Raw genomic sequence first — 18,932 nt, 5'->3', positions numbered from 1 at the left:
ATGTAAAAAACAGTTTTTTTCGTAAACTCTGTCCAGATTCTCTGAAAAACCTCATGACTTAATATAACAGAGCCACTGTAATAAAAACTATAGTGGCTCTGTTTTTTTTACTACTTACTTGAAACTAAGTAGGTTTAATTAGCTATTAATTAAGCACGTGCGCTGCTTTCGCCATGTTCACGATCTAAACCAAAAGCAGTGTGTAAGCAACGTACAGCAAGCTCTAAATAGTTTTCTTCAATGATTACAGAGATTTTTATTTCTGACGTCGAGATCATAAGAATATTGATCCCTTCATCAGCTAATCCTGTAAACATTTTGCTTGCTACGCCAGCATGTGAGCGCATACCTACACCAACGATAGACACTTTTACGATGTCATCACGTGTTACAACTTCACAGCCTTCAATGCTGCTTGCTGTGTGGTCTAAAATTGCTTTTGCTTTTGCTAGGTCATTACGATTTACCGTAAAAGTAAAATCAGTTGTACCATCTTCTTCAACATTTTGGATAATCATATCCACTTCAATGTTGGCATCACTGATTGGTGACAAGATTTTAGAGGCAATACCTGGTTCATCAGGAACACCCAAAATAGTGAGTTTTGCTTCGTCACGGTTAAATGCAATACCTGCAATAATTGGTTGTTCCATATCGTCTTCTGCCTCAGTCGTAATTAGTGTGCCTACGTTTTGTTTGAAATCTTCATCAAATGCGCCATCATCGTCATTATCAAAGCTTGATAATACACGTAGAGGTACTTGATATTTACCTGCAAATTCAACAGAACGAATTTGTAAAACTTTTGAACCTAAAGATGCCATTTCAAGCATTTCTTCAAAAGAGATACGGTCAACTTTTTTCGCTTTAGGCGCAACACGTGGATCAGTGGTATAAACGCCATCAACATCAGTATAAATTTGGCATTCATCTGCTTTTAATGCAGCAGCAAGTGCTACACCAGATGTATCTGAACCACCACGACCTAATGTTGTGATATTACCTTCAGCATCAAAACCTTGGAAACCAGCGACAACAATGACACGACCTGCATCTAAATCATTGGTCATTACATCAGTATCAATTGATTCGATACGCGCTTTGGTAAACGCGCTGTCAGTTTTAATCCCAACTTGACGTCCAGTGTATGATCTAGCTTCTACACCAATTGAATTCAGTGCCATAGCTAACATGGAAATCGTTACTTGTTCACCCGTTGACACCATTTGATCAAGTTCACGTGGGTTAGGGGTGCTAGTAATGGCTTTAGCAAGCGAAAGTAGGCGGTTAGTTTCACCACTCATTGCAGATACGACCACGACCACTTTATGACCATGATCATGCCAACGCTTGACACGATGAGCAACATTTAAAATGCGCTCAGGAGTACCCATAGAGGTACCGCCATATTTTTGAACGATTAATGCCATAGTTGTTCCATATAAGCCATGACCCTGAGAGGCATCAGGGTCAGTTACACAAAAGTGAAGTTTTTATTATTGCTCAAGCCAAGCAGGCAATGCTGCAATCACTTGATCAAACTTCTCGTTAAGTGGCGCGCCACCTTGTGCTAAGTCAGGTTTACCACCACCTTTACCACCCAACTCTTGAGCTAAGTGTTTGATGATGTCACCTGCTTTTAGATGTGCAGCATATTGTTTAGCGACGGACGCGATTAAACTCACTTTATCGCCTTCAACACCAGCTACAATAATGACTGCATCTTCCAATTTTGATTTTACGCTGTCATGTAGATTGCGTAATGATTTGGCATCTAACCCTTTTACCGATGTGATAAGCGTTTGACGACCTGCAATTTCTTTCACTTGATCTAAAAGTTCAGCTGCTTGGAAGCTGGCTAATTTTTGATTCAATTGTTCGATTTGCTTTTGTAGGCTAGAAGCAGTTTCAACAATTGCTTCAACTTTCTCTACAGTTTGGTCTTTTTGCGCTTTCAACAAACCGTTAATGATTTGGATATCTGTTTCTGCTTTTTGAACCACTTCAAGCGCTTTAGTGCCAGTCACGGCTTCAATACGACGAACGCCCGCAGCTACACCACCTTCAGAAGTGATTTTGAATAAACCAATATCGCCCGTACGTTTAACGTGAATCCCGCCACACAGTTCGATTGAGAAGTTTTGCTCTTCAATCATAGAACCCATAGACAGTACGCGAACTTCTTCACCATACTTTTCACCGAAAAGCATCATCGCGCCTTTCGTTTTAGCTGATTCAATATCGAGCAGTTCAGTCGTTACAGGAGTGTTGGCAATCACTTCGGCATTGACTAAACGTTCAATCTGTTGCAATTGTTCAAATGAAACAGGTTGGTCATTGGCAAAGTCAAAACGTAAAATATCGCTTGCAACCAAAGAACCTTTTTGTTGTACATGCTCACCAAGAATTTGACGTAACGCAGCATGTAGAAGGTGAGTCGCAGAGTGATTGCGCGCTGTTGCAGCACGAATATCCGCTTTAACGGTTGCTTCAACGTTTTGAGTTGCTTTGAGGCTACCCATGGTCACGAGACCTTGGTGTACAAAAGCACCACCAGATTTTTTGGTATCTTGAACTTCGAAAATACCTGTATCATTTTTGAAGATACCTGTGTCACCAATTTGACCACCGCTTTCAGCATAGAAAGGGGTTTGGTTCAAAACGATAAGGGCTTCATCACCTTCATTAATTTCATCAACTTGAACGCCATCTTTATAGATCGCAACAATTTGACCTTGACCTTGAGTTGCATCATAACCATCAAATTGAGTTTCGCCTTCAACTTTAACAATGCTGTTATAGTCAACTGCGAATTTACCTGCATCACGCGCACGTTGGCGTTGTGCAGCCATTTCAACTTCAAAACCAGCTTCATCAATTGTCAGATCACGCTCACGTGCGATATCGGCAGTTAAGTCAGTCGGGAAACCGTAAGTATCATAAAGTTTGAATACAGTTTCGCCTGCAATGACATTGCCTTTCAGTTGAGCCAATTCACCTTCTAACAACTTCAAGCCTTGCTCAAGTGTTTTAGCAAATTGCTCTTCTTCTTTAAGCAATTGTGCTTCGATGCGTGCTTGTTGTGTAGCAAGCTCAGGGTAGGCTTCACCCATCACTTCAATTAAAGGTTGCAACATCTTGTAGAAGAAAGAACCTGTTGCACCTAACTTATTACCATGACGCACTGCACGACGAATGATACGACGCAATACATAACCACGACCTTCATTTGATGGATTTACACCATCAGCAATCAAAAACGAACATGAACGTGCATGATCTGCGATGACTTTTAATGAAGCAGGATATTCAACAGGCTTATTATTTTCTTTCGCTTCAGCTTCAATTGCAGTGGTATCTAAACCAATAACATCAGCTGCCGCTTTTAATAGATGTTGGAACAAATCAATTTCATAGTTTGAATTGACGTGCTGAAGTACAGCAGAAATACGTTCCAAGCCCATACCAGTATCAACTGAAGGCGCTGGAAGAGGATGCATGACACCATCCGCAGTACGGTTAAACTGCATGAAAACGTTGTTCCAGATTTCGATGAAACGGTCGCCATCTTCTTCAGGCGTGCCTGGTAAACCACCCCAAATATGATCGCCATGATCAAAGAAAATTTCAGAACATGGACCACATGGACCTGTATCACCCATTGCCCAGAAGTTATCAGAAGCGTATAAACCGCCTTTATTGTCACCAATACGAATGATACGTTCAGCATCGATCCCGATTTCTTTGTTCCAGATATCAAATGCTTCATCATCGGTATGATAAACCGTGACATATAAACGATCTTTCGGTAAGCCTAACCATTGTTCGCTGGTTAAAAATTCCCATGCAAACTTAAGCGCATTTTGTTTGAAATAATCACCGAAAGAGAAGTTACCTAACATTTCAAAGAACGTGTGATGACGTGCTGTATAACCTACGTTGTCGAGGTCATTGTGTTTACCGCCTGCACGTACACATTTTTGTGATGAAACAGCACGTACATAATCGCGCTTTTCTAAACCTAAGAAACAGTCTTTAAACTGGTTCATACCAGCATTGGTAAATAGCAAAGTTGGGTCGTTGGCAGGAACGAGAGAACTCGAAGCAACACGTGTATGCCCTTGCGATTCGAAGTAACGCAAAAATGCTTCACGGATTTCAGCGGATGTCATAAAACGAGTACTCACAACCAAGCGTCCATAATTTTAAAAAGTGCTAAATTATAACGGAAAATACCAGTCCAACCAACGATTTTACAAGCAATATCATATAAAACTGTGTTTAAGCTAAAAATCTATATTCAATAGTGCTGTTCATGTTTTACCATATAGCATAGAAAAGATGATGTTTTGATGAATAAGGGCTCTGCATGCAACGTATCGCTATCAATGGATTTGGTCGAATTGGTCGAAATGTATTACGTGCGTGGTTTGAGAGTCCAAAGCAATTTCAGTTTGAGATCGTCGCAATCAACGACATTGCAGACGTGCAAACTTTGGTGCATTTGTTTAAATACGACACCACCCATGGACGTTTTGCAGGTCAAGTTGAAATTCAGATTGAAAATGAACAGATATTTTTAAATATTCAGTCCAATCAACGACAGTTAAGATTACAAGTCTTTAAGCAAGCACAACCTGAATTGCTCTCTTGGGCAGATTTAGAGATTGATGTGGTACTTGAGTGTACAGGTTTATTCCGCTCTAGAACCGATGCAACTCGCCATGTTGAAGCTGGAGCAAAGCGGGTCATTATTGGGGCTGCACCTTTTGATTCGGTCGATGCTGCGATTGTCTATGGTGTTAATCACAATGATGTGAAAGTAACTGATCAAATTATTTCGAGTGTGTCTTGTACTACACAGGCCTTGGTTCCGTTGGTCAAAATTATTGATGATGCTTTTGGAATTGATACTGCTTTAATGACAGAAATTCATGCGGTCACAGCAGATCAATCCGTTTTAGATCATGCACACCGAGATTTACGTCGTGCCCGTGCTTCAGGACAAAATATTATTCCAACAACTTCGAGTGCATTAGGGGCATTAAAACAAGTCATGCCAAAAATGGAAGGTCGAATTGATGGTTATTCCATTCGTGTTCCAACCATTAATGTCGCAGCAATTGATTTGAGTTTTGTTTCGCATTCAGCCATTACCGTGCATAAAATTAATCAGGTATTGAGCCAAGCTGCACAACTTGATTATGCGCAAATTATGCAAGTAACGAATGAGGATCTAGTCTCTAGTGATTTTAATCATTCACCCTATTCTTTAATTGTTGATTTGACACAAACCATGGTGGTTGGGCATCAAGCTAAGGTTTTTGCATGGTACGATAATGAATGGGGTTATGCAAATCGCCTTTTAGATTTGTGTGAGTCATTTTGTGATTAATTCTTTATAAAATTTATTTGGGGATAAAAAATGACATTAATATTGATTTGGAGTTTTATTATATTGCTTGCAGTTGCTATTGCTTTCTTGTTTTGGTTTCAGTTTAAAAGTAGTAATTTGGTTCAAAGTACTGAACAGGTTCTTCAATTGGAAGAGAAAGTAATTCACTTAGAATTACATTTAAAAAAAGGATTGGAGATCATGCAAGATATGGCTAAAAAAATGCATGTTCAACAAGAGGTTTTAGATAAAACGATTTCAAATATTTCAGCTTTAGAAAAGCAGAACGCTGAGTTGGTGAATGTTTTGGAAATTGTTGTTAAAAATAACGCTAAAAAATAATAATTTAAAATCTTATAATTTATTGTTTGGTTTAATAAATCACTTTGTTATGATTCGAGATGCTTAATAATTTATAAATGTATCAGGATTATATGGACACTATTTCAAAAAAGATAACAGGATGCTTTGTTTTATTTTCTGGATTACTCTTAACTGCTTGTGGTGGAGGTGGGGGGAATTCGCAAGCAAAGAGTTCTGAGAGTGATGAAGTAATCTATCAAATATATTATCAAAAACCAATTATATCCGAGGGTTATATTCCCGAGTCTTTTGAAATCACTAAGTATTCTATAAAAAATAATGAAATTAACTTTACAAAATCGCGTAATGCACCATTAGATGAAAGTATTCTGACTGAGCAGAAGGTTTTTGAAATAAATACGCCACAAACAAATATTGTAAAGAGAGCTTCACCTACGGTTTGGACATATGAACGTCTACCTGAACTTAAGCAGAATCTAAATTTTGAACTAGTAAATTTAGGTGGGGAAAATATATTTGATCGTGTGTTGCCAGGCTATCGTGATAATATTGATTTCAATAAGATGGATGATCATTTTAATAAAGAACTCATTACCTTTAATCAACATTATAAAAATTCAGTTTTTCCAAATGGAAGCATTTGTTATCGGCTAAAGCAAACACAATGGAATCAGCCTTATATTGAATTTTTCCCCACATTTAATTCTTTTCCATCATTTAAGGAACAGAAACAGCAAATTCTTTCTATTTACAACAACTTGGATGAAGATAAAAAGTACTTCAAGCTTTTAGATACTCAATGGCATAGCTATAACTTAATTTCTTTAGAGAATTTAGAAACCGGCGAAACACAAAGTGAGCTTGGAAATAGTGAAGATCAGGCTGCCAACATTCAATTTATTCCAAGTACTTTGTGGGATGTAGATAAAAATTTAGCTTATGAGCAAAACCATCTTCTTCAAGCTTCTGATCCTGAAAATTCGATTAAGAATTTATTTGTACATCAGCAAAAAATGGAAATTGCCAATCTTAAAAAAAGTTGCTTTGCATATAATTCAACAGCAATTAATGCTGTAAAAAAGTTAAATCTGATCAATTGGAAACAAGGGGATAGTTCAGGTATTGGGCAGTTCTTTGGGATGCGAACTTGGATTTTTGAGCCAAATTCATAGTAATAATCTATTGAAATTCTTAGTTAATCATATAAAAGCTGTTTATTTTTTATAAGGTGGAATAAGCAGTTTTTATTCAAATTCTCAGGTGCATCATGTAAATCTTCATGCTACACTACGCTGAATCGGGCATTCACCCGATTTTTTTATGTGGTTGCTTTTTGTGTGGATGCCTCCACATTGAACAGATTTTAGGTTTGGAACATGACCATTTCAGAGACATGGTTGCTCCCTGATGGGGTAGCAGATGTATTGCCCGAACAAGCGCAAGTCGTTGAAACTTTGCGACGGGAAGCTTTAGATTTCCTCGCTGTTCGAGGTTATCAATTAGTATATACACCGTTTATTGAATACATCGAATCGTTATCTTCACTTTCAGAATCAAATCAAGATTTAGACTTGGTCACATTTAAAGTGATTGATCAACTTTCTGGTCGTTTGCTTGGTGTACGAGCAGACATGACACCACAAGTTGCTCGTATTGATGCACATGTTCGTCCGATCGAAGGTATTGCGCGTTATTGCTATGCAGGTACAGTCCTGCATACAAAACCGCAGAACTTTAATGCAACACGTGCGCCGCTACAGTTGGGTGCAGAGCTATATGGCCATGACAGCATCGAAGCTGATGTTGAAATGATTGATGTCATGCTTGGTTTGTTAAAGCAAACGGATAGCTTGCAAGGTGTTCACCTCGATTTAGGGCATGTTGGTTTATTCAGAAGTTTAGTCAAATGTGCTGGTCTCAATAAAAATACAGAAGATCAACTTTCTGATTTATATCAGCGTAAAGCATTGCCAGAGTTGGAAGAATTTACTCAAGATTTAGCAATGGGTGCTGACTTTTATGCTTTAGGTCGTTATGCAAGTGACTTGAATGCCTTACAAACACATTTAAGCCAAGATATTTTAAATGATGTTGATTTTAAGAATGCGTTTGAAGCATTGAAAACAACATTAGCTGAGATTCAATCGCGTTGGTCAAATTTGAATATTGGTGTAGATGTCGTAGAGCTACGCAGTTACCACTATCATACAGGTTTGATGTATGCCATCTATGCACCGAATCGTGCTGCGCCACTTGCTCAAGGTGGACGTTATGATGGTATTGGCGAGCATTTTGGTCGTGCGCGTCCAGCAACAGGATTTAGTTGTGATTTATATGCTTTAGGCGCAACACAGTTTGTAGAAATTGAAACGATTGTTGCTCCTAAAGGCAATCATCAAGATTTATTAAATGCAATTGCAGATGCACGTATTCAAGGTTTACGTGTGGTGCAATTGTTAGGTCATGATGATTTAAGCTCGGTACCGTATGCAACCCATCAAATGGTATTGCAAAACGGACAATGGGTGATTGAAAAGATTTAATCGCTAAGTTTAAAAACTTGGTTTCCAATTTTAACAGCATGATGTAATGAGGCTATTATGGGCAAAAATGTTGTGGTACTTGGTACCCAATGGGGCGACGAAGGTAAAGGTAAGATCGTCGACCTGCTCACAGATCAAGCGGCTGCGGTCGTACGCTATCAAGGTGGACATAACGCAGGTCATACGCTTGTGGTCGGTGGTAAGAAGACTGTATTACACCTCATTCCATCGGGTATTTTGCGTGAAAACGTATTGTGCTTAATCGGGAATGGTGTTGTTCTTTCTCCTGAAGCATTAATCAAAGAAATGGCAATTTTAGAAGCGGAAGGCGTACCTGTTAAAGAACGTCTACGTATTTCACCAAACTGCCCATTAATTTTGCCAAACCATATTGCACTTGACCAAGCACGTGAGAAAAAACGTGGTAATGCCAAAATTGGTACAACAGGTCGCGGTATTGGTCCAGCGTATGAAGATAAAGTTGCGCGTCGTGCTGTACGTGTAGCAGATTTAATTCGTGGTGGCGCATTACTTGAAGAAAAACTTCAGGAAATGTTAGAGCTTCATAACTTCCAACTTTCTCAATTCTACGGTGTTGATGAAGTTAAGTTTGAAGACGTACTGGCGCTTTGTAATGAATGGCGTGAAGTGCTTGCTCCATTAGTGATTGATGTAACTAAAGTGTTACATGATTACCGTAAAGAAGGTAAGTCAATCATGTTTGAGGGTGCGCAAGGTTCATTGCTAGACATCGATCATGGTACTTACCCATTTGTAACAAGTTCAAATACCACTGCTGGTGGCGTGAGCTCTGGTTCAGGTATGGGGCCATTACATTTAGATTATGTATTGGGTATTACGAAAGCATATACAACACGTGTTGGTGCAGGTCCATTCCCAACTGAGTTACATTACGATGCTGCTACAGATACGGGTGATGCGATTGGTCGTCATTTAGGTACTGTGGGTCACGAATTTGGTGCATCTACAGGTCGCCAACGTCGTTGTGGTTGGTTCGATGCTGAAATCTTACGTCGTTCAGTTGAAGTGAACTCATTATCAGGTATTTGCTTGACTAAACTTGATGTATTAGATGGTTTAGAAGACATTAAAATCTGTGTGGGTTATGAAGATGTTGATTCAGGCTGTGCAGGTTCTTCTGATGCAATTTCATTTGAAAGCTTAAAGCCGATTTATGAATCAATGCCAGGTTGGAGCGAATCAACTGTTGGTTTGACTCAAATTGATCAACTTCCTGCAAACGCATTGGCTTATGTGAAACGCCTTGAACAGTTAATTGAATGCCCAATTGACATCGTTTCAACAGGTCCAGACCGTGCAGAAACAATCGTGTTACGTCATCCATTTTCAGCATAAGCTGATTTAGATGATTGAAGGCTCCCTGATGGGAGCTTTTTTATTTTATAGATTTAGATATTTAAAATACCTAGCAAAAAATCAGCTTTCTATTCCAATCTTTATTATTTCACAGCTTAAAAAATCCTCGTTATATTAGTTTTACGTTCAAAAAAGAGGGCTTCAAATATGACGAAAAAAAGAATTCGCTACAATGGATATGAATTAGCATGCCGATGTTAGTTCAATCCAAAGTGATGAAAAAGGTACAAACCAATTTTGATCGGGCGAGGAGCGAAATTGGTTTGAACATGTTTAAGATAATAAGAACAAACCCTAAACCTAAATATAAAAGTGATAAAAAATTTAAGAGAACTGAAAATGTTCTCTTTTTTATTGGGTATTTTCTTCAACTTCTCTCACTGCATTATAAACAGCAGCAGGTTCAATATTGAGGAGTTTCTTACCAAAACTTCTTAACCACCAAACCAGTTGAGAGGTAAAAGGAACTGTAGCTGATACTTCAACGATATTTTCTTCTAAAGGTGTGATCGTTTGGTCTTTACTTAACTGGCTTTCATAAAAACTTTTTGCTGTATTTTCTGTCATCGTCAATTTGAGTTGAATCTGTTCAGTCGGTTTGTTGTAATCCACACGGAAACCAAGCGCACCAGATTCAATATAGTTATCAATGTCAAAATTAACAGGGTGTAAAGCACGGCTATCGAGTACGGTTGCTGCTTTAAAGCGGTGCAAAGCAAATGTTTGTACTTCAGTTTTATCATTACGAGTACAGATCAAATAAATTACTGCACCTTTTTGAACCAAGGCTAAAGGATTCAAAATATAAGTTTTATCTTCACCTTGATGGGTTCTTGCTCGATAAATACATTCAATTTGTTTGTCTTGTAATAAGCCTTCATAAATTGCTTGTTGAGCGTGCTTATCGACCATAGGTGGAATTAAGGGTTGCGTTGCAGGAACGATACGAACTCGGTTAATCCATTGTCTGACATTGTTTTGGGTGGATAAACTGCGTTTTGCGAGATCAAACCACGGTGTCATTTCCTCAAGTAAACTCGGCGGGAGCAAATGCCGTAAATGCTCTTCAACCATCATAAAAGTGACGGCTTGAGAACTGGTCATATGTGGCAAGCTTTGAATCGGTGCATCTGAACGCCAGCGCCAACCTTGCGGTACAGTTTTATTGCTTTCAATTGGAAAGCGCAATGCAATTTGATTTAAATCCCTTTGAATGGTTCGTAGGCTGATTTCAATCCCTTCACGCTGCAAAGTCTCTTGTAATTCGCGTGTTCCCATCCATTTACCAGTAGAAAGGCGCGATAAAATTTGCCATTGGCGATAAAGGCTATTGGAAGTTTCTTTTTCTTGTACGGATGACATAAGCGTAATACGTAATTCAATGGTCTAGAGCAAACACAATAAAAAAACTAGCACTATTTAGCAAGTACATCATCTTGAGATTACGTATTTACGACTGAAACAAGCATCGATTTATTGAATGATCTTAATTCTGATGAAAAAATAATCGTTTTATATAAGTGGCATTGAAATTGCTTATTTGAAATATAAATAAATGATGAGACGAGGTTCCTATGTCAGAACAAGAACACAGCCTACATGTCAGTGCGGATTATTATACTCAAGAGCAAACGGCAGCAGTATCAGTCCATTCGTCTACATTTATTCCACAGCTCAACGTCAATCCAAATTTATTTGAGCAGCTTAAATCTGAATTTTTCAATGAAATGTTAGATGATAAAAGTTTTAATGCAGAAGCCTCGAAAAAAATTGAACAATGGTTGAGTCTTCGTAGTCTCGATGAATTACGGTCATTAGGTGTTCAAGCCAAGCAACATTTCCTTTATCAAGGAATTACGTTCAATGTTTATGGCGATCAAGAGGGTGCTGAGCGAACGATTCCCTATGATCTTATTCCAAGAGTGATTGAAAAGAAACAATGGGAAAAAATCTCATCAGGCTGTGCGCAACGTGTGAAAGCACTGAATTTATTTTTAGATGATATTTATCATGGGCAAAATATTTTAAAAGAAGGACTTATTCCTGCACAGCAGGTGATTGCGCATGAAGCATTTCAACCACATATGTTAAAGCATCATCTTAAAGGGAAAGTTTATTCACAAATTAGCGGCATTGACATTATTCGAGATGGTCAAGGTGATTTCTTTGTACTTGAAGACAATTTAAGAACACCGTCAGGCGTCTCTTATATGATTGAGAGTCGTAAGATCAGCCAAAAATTAATGCCAGATTTATGCACAAGCAATAATTTGCAAGGTATTGAACAATATCCAACTTTATTAAGAGCAATTTTAGAAGAGAATGCTTATGTGGATAAGCCACTTATTGTGGTATTAACACCGGGTCGTTTTAACAGTGCTTATTATGAACATTCATTTTTAGCGCGTGAAATGGATGTGCCATTGGTCACGAGTCGAGATTTATTTGTTGAGAATGATCGAGTCTTTGTCAAAACAATTCGTGGTCGTCAGCAAGTTGATGTGATTTATCGCCGTGTGGATGATGATTTCCTTGATCCGTTGACTTTTAGACCTGATAGCACATTAGGTGTGGCAGGGTTGATGTCGGCTTATTTGCAAAAAAATGTTGTGATTGCAAATGCACCGGGTACAGGTGTTGCTGACGATAAATCAATTTATCCTTATGTTGATCAGATGATCCAGTTTTATTTGGGTGAGATGGCAATCTTAAATAATGTGCCGACATATCAATGTCGTGACCAAGAACAATTGGATTATGTCCTTCATAATTTAGAAAAATTAGTGGTTAAAGAAGCTCAAGGTTCGGGTGGTTATGGCATGTTGATTGGGCCGCAAGCAGATCAGCAACAAATTGAACTATTTAGACAAAAAATTATTGAAACACCACACTTATATATTGCGCAGCCCACTTTAGCGCTTTCGGTTGCACCAACATTAACGTCTGAAGGGGTTGCTGAGCGACATATTGATTTACGTCCATTCGTTTTGAGTTCTCCTTACCGTACTGAGATTGTGCCGGGTGGTTTGACTCGTGTGGCGATGCAAGCGGGTTCCTTGGTGGTTAATTCTTCTCAGGGTGGTGGGATTAAAGATACATGGGTCGTGGAAACATTACGTTCTTGAGCATTTTCCTTCAACGTTTTAATCCAAAGTACTTGGCTTAGTGCGGTGCTTTGGAGGATTTGATCATCTATAAGGGAGGACATTTATGGTTTTACTTAGTTCAAGCGCTCATCATATTTACTGGTTAGGTCGTTATTTATTCAGAATTGGTCATGTTGCGAGTTATTTACCATTTTGTGATGATGAGCAAGCAACTCGCTTTGCTCAAGCACTTTGCTTGCATATTGATGATGCTGAAAGTCTAAATCAGTTTATGTTGGATCAACAACAACCTTATTCTTTGTTAAGTCAGCTTGAGATTGCGCGAGATAATATCCAAGAATTACGCGGTTTATTGAGCGCTCAGGCGTATGCTGAACTGAATTATATAATTAAAAATGCGGTATCTGACGGAGAGGCAATTCAGGGGGTTATAGAAAAGTGCTGCGCTATTATAAAAGCAGAGCAAGACGATATTTTCTTATTTTTCCATGTTGGGCAATGTGTCGAGCAAATCGATACTTATTTTAGATTTCAGCATAATATTGACCATACCATAGATTCGATTGACCCAATTATTGGGCGGTTATTTGAATTGGGATGGCATGATTTGCAAGCAAGTTGGGAAATCTTAAAAGATCAACCGTATTTAAATCAGTTTTATGCATTCACGTATAAATTGGAAAACCAATTTGAGGCATTCTCATGAGACTCATGGTGAATCACCAAACGCACTATCGTTATACACAGGTAGCGCGAAACAGTGTGCAGTCAATTAAAATGATGCCACAGAGTTCTATGCATCAAAATATTGAAAATTGGCATATTAGTGTACCAGGACAATATTCATGTCAGCGAGATGCATTTAATAATCTATGGATTACTGCAACGCAGCGACATGAATATCGTTATTTGACCATTATGGCGCAAGGTGTGATTGATTTACATGCAACAGAACTTGGTTATGTAGACATTAATGTTTCTCCAATGATTTTTTTACAGCGCACAGCAATAACATCTTGTGATTTAACGATGTTTGACTTTGCACAGGCAGTTGTAAAAGTAAAAGATCGCAAGCATTTAGTACGTTTATCTGAAAAAATTTTACAGCAGGTTCAGTATCAATCTGAGAGTACATCGGTTACAACTTCTGCAATTGATGCATTTTATGCTGGGCAGGGTGTTTGCCAAGATCATGCACATATATTAATTGCCATGTGTCGTGCGCTACAATTACCAGCTCGCTATGTCTCTGGCTATATCTATGATGAAAATCAGCCCCACCTTGCCAGTCATGCATGGGCAGAGGTATTTGTGGAAAATGAGTGGTATTGTTTTGATGTAAGTAATCAGATATTTACTCCGAAAAATCATATTTATGTTGCAGTTGGTCGTGATTATTTAGATGTTGCGCCAATTCGAGGTATTCGTGAACAAGGAGGAGTGGAAAGTATGATGTCTGTAGTTCAAGTTTTGGCTTGTTGAAGGTAAAGAGAAAAAGATGACCTATTGTTGTGCATTAAGATTAGAGCAAGGTTTGGTATTGATTAGTGATACTCGAACTAATGCAGGGGTCGATCATATTTCTGTATTTCGTAAACTGCATACCTTTGGGGTTGAAGGTGAGCGTTTTATTGCGCTACAAACAGCAGGTAATTTAGCAACGACACAAGCCGTGATTGGTCATCTACAAAATGCTTTGGCATTGCACCAAGAGCCAAATTTATATAGCGCAAATACAATGTTTGAAGTTGCCGAATTGGTTGGCAAAACGTTGCGTAAAGTGCTTGAGGATATTACAACAGATACGCAGGAACAAATGAATTATTCGTGCAGTATCTTGGTCGGTGGGCAGATCCAAGGTGAGGCAATGCAACTCTATAATGTTTATCCTCAAGGCAATTTTATTTGTGCAACCACCGATACGCCTTATTTTCAGATTGGTGAAAGTAAATATGGTAAACCAATTTTAGATCGTGCTTTGCACTATAGCATGCCTTTAGATGATGCATTACGTTGCACATTGATCTCTTTTGACTCGACATTACGTTCCAATGTTTCAGTTGGTTTGCCTTTAGATGCATTGGTATATCATAAAGATAGTTTTAAAATTCCAGAAGGTAAGCGGATTAGAGAAGATGATCCGTATTTTACTCAGATTAGTAAGCAATGGTCAGAAACCTTGCGCCGTGGCTTACAGGAATTACCGAAACCTACTGCTGATTATGGGTTGTAATGATCCGATAAAAAATCCAAGCAATGGCTTGGATTTTTTTGTCTGTTTTAAATGAGTGTTCTTATCGGTCGATTGCTTAATCGGCATAATAATTCATAACTAATCGTTCCATTTGCAGCAGCGACATCATCGACTAAGCGATGTTTACCCCATAGTTCAACTGGAGTTCCTATGTCAGTATTTATATGTGTTACATCAATTGCAATCATGTCCATGCTGACACGCCCAACGACAGCAACAAGCTGTTGATCAATCGCGACAAAATTGGGTTTTACATAGGCACGAGGATAACCATCACCATAACCAATTGAAACAATTGCAATATTTGATGTGCATGAAGCCGTATAGCTAGAGCCATAACCGACATATTCACCTTGTTGGATCTGATTGAGTGCAATGATTTCTGCACTCAAGGTCATCACAGGTTTCAAATCAAGTTCATGTACATTTCGATCTGCAAATGGGCTTGCCCCGTAGAGCATAATCCCAGGACGTACAAAATCAAAATGTAATTCAGGATATTTGTAGATCGCAGCAGAGTTACAGCATGATGCTAAGATAGGGTCACATGCTTGTTTGACGTGTAGAAATTGTTGTTTTTGTTGTTCATTCAGAGGGTGATCGGCATCTGCATTGGCAAAATGCATGGCGAGTACGCAGGTAAAACCTTCTGCTTTTAAACGTTGAATGACATCAATAATTTCAGTAACTTTAAAGCCCAAACGATTCATACCGCTATTCAGTTTTACCCAAACTTTTAAGCCCAAAGCATTATAAGCTTGTTGCTGCTGAATCAACCATTCAACTTGTTGATTGTGATGAACAATACATTCGAGTTTGTGTTCAATCACTTGCTGCATTTCATCTTCTGAAAATACGCCCTCAATCAAGGTGATTGGCTGAATATATCCGAGTTGCCTGATCTCCAAAGCTTCTTCTAAACTGGCGACACCAAAGGCATCTGTTGCATCCAAGGCGGCTAAACAGTCTTTAACTCCGTGTCCATAGGCATTGGCTTTGACCATACTGACAATTTTTGAATGTGGAGCAAGTTGTTTAACACGATTTAAATTATATTGTAGTGCATCACTGTCAATATAAACTGTTGCTTGGCGCACCCTAATGTCTCCTTTAGGATTTAGTAGAAAGCCCCTCTTTGAAAAAGAGGGATGAGAAGCGGCTATAGCTTCGTAAAGGATTATTCGTCATTGTCATATTGAGCATAGAACTCAGGAGAGAGGTTACTAAAACGAGTGTATTGACCTTCAAAGGCAAGACGAACTGAACCAATTGGACCATTACGTTGTTTACCGATAATAATCTCAGCTGTGCCTGCTTCTTTAGACTCTTTGTTATAGACTTCATCACGGTAAATAAACATGATTAAGTCAGCATCCTGTTCGATTGCACCTGATTCACGTAAGTCTGACATCACAGGACGTTTATTTGGTCGGTTCTCCAAACTACGGTTAAGCTGAGAGAGTGCAATCACAGGGCACATCATTTCTTTCGCCAGTGCTTTTAAGCTCCGAGAGATTTCTGAAATCTCACCGACACGGTTGTCGCCCATACCTGGGACTTTCATCAACTGCAAGTAGTCGACCATAATACAGCCGATTTTGCCATCATGCATTTTGGCAATACGTCGCGCACGCGCGCGAAGTTCGGTTGGTGGCAGGGCAGAGGAATCATCGATATAGAGGTGCATTTCTTGCAATTGAAGAATAGTTCCTGTGACTTTTGTCCATTCATCTGCATCGAGATTACCTGAACGCAAATGTCCTTGATGAACTTTACCCATTGCTGAGATCAAACGCATCGCAATCGAGTCTGCTGGCATCTCCATCGAGAATACAAGAGCAGGTAAGCGGTTGTATTGCAGCACACTTTCAACTAAGTTCATTGCAAAGGTGGTTTTACCCATTGATGGACGGGCTGCAACAATAATCAAATCCCCAGCTTGCATACCTGAGGTTTTATTATCGAGTTCCAAAAAGCCTGTGGTTAAACCTGTGATATTGCCGTCTAGTTTAGAAAGTTCATCGAGTTTAGAAATTACATCGGCAGTGACAGAGCTAATCGATTTTGGACCTGAGTCCTTTTTATTATTATTGTGTTGTTCTGCAAGCGAAAAAATCTGGGTTTCAGCTAAATCTAGAATTTCACTGACAGGGCGACCCTTGGTGTCATAAGCATTTTGTAAAATATCACTGCTTACTTTGATCATGCTACGCAGTGTTGAAAATTCTTTGATTTTGTTGGCATAGGTTTCAAGATTGTAAAAACTTGAGGGTGAGTCTGCCATGAGTTGCATTAAATATTCTTCACCACCAATTGCATCTAGCAAATTTTGTTTGAGTAGCCAGTCATTGACGAGTACAGCATCGTAGGGTGAGTTTTCTTGAGCGAGTTTCTCAACTGCACGGTAAATATATTTATGGCGAGTTGCATAAAAATCATTTTCTTTGAGTAAATCACCGACTTGTTCAAATGATTCGGCAACCGTCATTAATGCCGCGAGTACAGCTTGCTCAATCGCAAGGTTATGCGGTGGGGTACGAAACTCTTTTAACTGACCTGAGTCACTCACTTTACTCTCTGTGTTTGGAGAATTTTTCGTAAAATTGGCATTCGCCTGTGACATAACAAGACCTAATAAAAAGATGAAACTGTAACGACTGACTATCTTAATCCAAATGGACGCAGACAGGAGAATTTAATTGGAAGAAAATTGTTTAATTGGTGGAAAAGTAGAGTGTACTAAAGATATAAAATTTTAGGCATAAAAAAAGAGCATGTAAAAACATGCCCTTTTCTTTGCAAAAATTACTCAGATACGATAGTAACGAGAACGTCTGCAACAACATCATGATGCAATTGGATTGCGATGTTGAATTCACCAGTGTGACGAAGCGCACCGTTTGGTAAACGAACTTCTGCACGGTCTACAACAAGACCAGCATTAGTTAAAGCATCTGCGATGTCACGAGTACCGATAGAACCGAAAAGTTTACCTTCATCACCAGCTTTTGCAGTAATAACGATATTAACTTCGTTCAATTGTTCAGCACGTGCATTTGCAGCAGCTAAAATATCAGCTTCTTGTTTCTCAAGTTCAGCACGACGAGCTTCAAAAGCTGAAGTATTTGCTTCAGTAGCAGCTACTGCTTTACCTTGAGGAATCAAAAAGTTACGACCGTAACCAGCTTTAACTGCTACTTTGTCGCCTAATTTACCAAGATTCTTAATGCGTTGTAATAAGATAACGTCCACAGCTCACCTCACTTACTTATGGTTGTCAGTGTACGGAATCAAAGACAAATAGCGAGCTTGTTTAATAGCTAACGCTAATTGACGTTGATAACGAGCTTTAGTACCTGTAATACGGCTAGGAACAATCTTGCCGTTTTCAGTGATGTACTGTTTTAGAGTGTCGATATCTTTGTAGTCGATATATGCAACTTTCTCAGCTGTAAAGCGGCAGAACTTGCGACGACGGTAAAAACGTGCCATTGATGTTCTCCTTATTCAGCTTCTTGAATTGCGTGTTGTGCTTCTTCACGTTGAGCTTTACGCGCACGTTTTTCTTCAGCACTTTTAGCAAGTAAAGATTCTTCAGTAATTGCATGTTCACGACGGATAATGATATTACGAATAATTGCATCGTTATAACGGAACAATTCTTCTAATTCATCAAGAGTCGTTTGACCACATTCAACATTCATAAGAATGTAGTGTGCCTTGTGAATTTTGTTAATTGGGTAAGCCAATTGGCGGCGGCCCCAATCTTCTAAACGGTGAATTTGACCTTCAGCTTCTTTGATCTGAGAGATATAGCGTTCAACCATACCTACAACTTGATCGCTTTGGTCTGGATGTACCAGTAGTACGATTTCGTAGTGACGCATTGTCAGCTCCTTACGGTTTAAGCA

17 protein-coding genes are annotated in these 18,932 nt (G+C 38.9%); 9 read left to right on the top strand and 8 right to left on the bottom strand.

The window, feature by feature from the left end:
• Positions 1-149: 149 nt before the first annotated feature.
• Positions 150-1,430 carry an aspartate kinase gene (locus C502_RS0107095; RefSeq protein ID WP_018678136.1) on the bottom strand — a complete coding sequence of 427 codons (1,281 nt, stop codon included), beginning with the start codon at positions 1,428-1,430 and terminating at the stop codon, positions 150-152.
• Between the two features lie 66 nt (positions 1,431-1,496).
• Positions 1,497-4,187, bottom strand: coding sequence for an alanine--tRNA ligase (alaS, locus tag C502_RS0107090; protein ID WP_171067618.1), 2,691 nt, complete (start codon positions 4,185-4,187; stop codon positions 1,497-1,499).
• 182 nt (positions 4,188-4,369) lie between these two features.
• On the opposite strand from alaS, the gene C502_RS0107085 reads away from it, so the two are divergent.
• The 5 genes from C502_RS0107085 to C502_RS0107065 all read left to right on the top strand — a co-directional run bounded on the left by C502_RS0107085 (position 4,370) and on the right by C502_RS0107065 (position 9,639).
• Positions 4,370-5,395: a type I glyceraldehyde-3-phosphate dehydrogenase gene (locus C502_RS0107085; RefSeq protein ID WP_018678134.1), complete on the top strand. Its 1,026-nt coding sequence runs from the start codon at positions 4,370-4,372 to the stop codon at positions 5,393-5,395.
• A 30-nt stretch (positions 5,396-5,425) separates the two neighbouring features.
• Positions 5,426-5,737, top strand: coding sequence for a hypothetical protein (locus C502_RS0107080; protein WP_018678133.1), 312 nt, complete (start codon positions 5,426-5,428; stop codon positions 5,735-5,737).
• A 92-nt stretch (positions 5,738-5,829) separates the two neighbouring features.
• Positions 5,830-6,891, top strand: coding sequence for a hypothetical protein (locus C502_RS0107075; protein WP_018678132.1), 1,062 nt, complete (start codon positions 5,830-5,832; stop codon positions 6,889-6,891).
• Positions 6,892-7,095: 204 nt separating this feature from the next.
• Entirely contained in the window at positions 7,096-8,262 is a 1,167-nt protein-coding gene (locus C502_RS0107070; RefSeq protein ID WP_018678131.1) for an ATP phosphoribosyltransferase regulatory subunit, read from the top strand.
• Between the two features lie 57 nt (positions 8,263-8,319).
• Positions 8,320-9,639, top strand: a complete 1,320-nt coding sequence (locus C502_RS0107065) for an adenylosuccinate synthase (protein WP_018678130.1) — start codon at positions 8,320-8,322, stop codon at positions 9,637-9,639.
• Between the two features lie 372 nt (positions 9,640-10,011).
• Here the strand turns inward: C502_RS0107065 and C502_RS19360 are convergent, their stop codons facing one another.
• The gene (locus tag C502_RS19360; RefSeq protein WP_018678129.1) at positions 10,012-11,022 is read right to left on the bottom strand and encodes a helix-turn-helix transcriptional regulator; all 1,011 of its coding nucleotides are present in this window, start codon (positions 11,020-11,022) and stop codon (positions 10,012-10,014) included.
• A 212-nt stretch (positions 11,023-11,234) separates the two neighbouring features.
• On the opposite strand from C502_RS19360, the gene C502_RS0107055 reads away from it, so the two are divergent.
• The 4 genes from C502_RS0107055 (at position 11,235) to C502_RS0107040 (ending at position 15,000) form a co-directional block, all read left to right on the top strand.
• On the top strand, positions 11,235-12,785 hold the full coding sequence (locus C502_RS0107055; RefSeq protein WP_018678128.1) for a circularly permuted type 2 ATP-grasp protein: 1,551 nt from the start codon (positions 11,235-11,237) through the stop codon (positions 12,783-12,785).
• A gap of 85 nt (positions 12,786-12,870) precedes the next feature.
• Complete coding sequence (locus C502_RS0107050) at positions 12,871-13,473, top strand: alpha-E domain-containing protein (protein WP_018678127.1); 603 nt, start codon at positions 12,871-12,873, stop codon at positions 13,471-13,473.
• Positions 13,470-14,249 carry a transglutaminase family protein gene (locus tag C502_RS0107045; protein WP_018678126.1) on the top strand — a complete coding sequence of 260 codons (780 nt, stop codon included), beginning with the start codon at positions 13,470-13,472 and terminating at the stop codon, positions 14,247-14,249. Before C502_RS0107050 ends, C502_RS0107045 begins: the two co-directional genes overlap by 4 nt.
• 16 nt (positions 14,250-14,265) lie before the next feature.
• On the top strand, positions 14,266-15,000 hold the full coding sequence (locus tag C502_RS0107040; RefSeq protein ID WP_018678125.1) for a proteasome-type protease: 735 nt from the start codon (positions 14,266-14,268) through the stop codon (positions 14,998-15,000).
• 47 nt (positions 15,001-15,047) lie between these two features.
• Here the strand turns inward: C502_RS0107040 and alr are convergent, their stop codons facing one another.
• The 5 genes from alr to rpsF all read right to left on the bottom strand — a co-directional run bounded on the left by alr (position 15,048) and on the right by rpsF (position 18,908).
• The gene (gene alr / locus C502_RS0107035; protein WP_018678124.1) at positions 15,048-16,118 is read right to left on the bottom strand and encodes an alanine racemase; all 1,071 of its coding nucleotides are present in this window, start codon (positions 16,116-16,118) and stop codon (positions 15,048-15,050) included.
• An 80-nt stretch (positions 16,119-16,198) separates the two neighbouring features.
• On the bottom strand, positions 16,199-17,644 hold the full coding sequence (gene dnaB / locus C502_RS0107030; protein ID WP_018678123.1) for a replicative DNA helicase: 1,446 nt from the start codon (positions 17,642-17,644) through the stop codon (positions 16,199-16,201).
• Between the two features lie 182 nt (positions 17,645-17,826).
• Positions 17,827-18,273 (bottom strand): 50S ribosomal protein L9, encoded by a 447-nt coding sequence (gene rplI / locus C502_RS0107025; RefSeq protein ID WP_018678122.1) that lies wholly within the window; start codon positions 18,271-18,273, stop codon positions 17,827-17,829.
• Between the two features lie 12 nt (positions 18,274-18,285).
• Positions 18,286-18,513: a 30S ribosomal protein S18 gene (gene rpsR / locus C502_RS0107020; RefSeq protein ID WP_004648825.1), complete on the bottom strand. Its 228-nt coding sequence runs from the start codon at positions 18,511-18,513 to the stop codon at positions 18,286-18,288.
• A gap of 11 nt (positions 18,514-18,524) precedes the next feature.
• The gene (rpsF, locus tag C502_RS0107015; protein WP_018678121.1) at positions 18,525-18,908 is read right to left on the bottom strand and encodes a 30S ribosomal protein S6; all 384 of its coding nucleotides are present in this window, start codon (positions 18,906-18,908) and stop codon (positions 18,525-18,527) included.
• Between the last annotated feature and the right edge of the window lie 24 nt (positions 18,909-18,932).

The sequence above is a fragment of the Acinetobacter tjernbergiae DSM 14971 = CIP 107465 genome, assembly GCF_000374425.1.
Classification (GTDB): domain Bacteria; phylum Pseudomonadota; class Gammaproteobacteria; order Pseudomonadales; family Moraxellaceae; genus Acinetobacter; species Acinetobacter tjernbergiae.
This window is presented reverse-complemented; position numbering and strand designations above follow the sequence as displayed.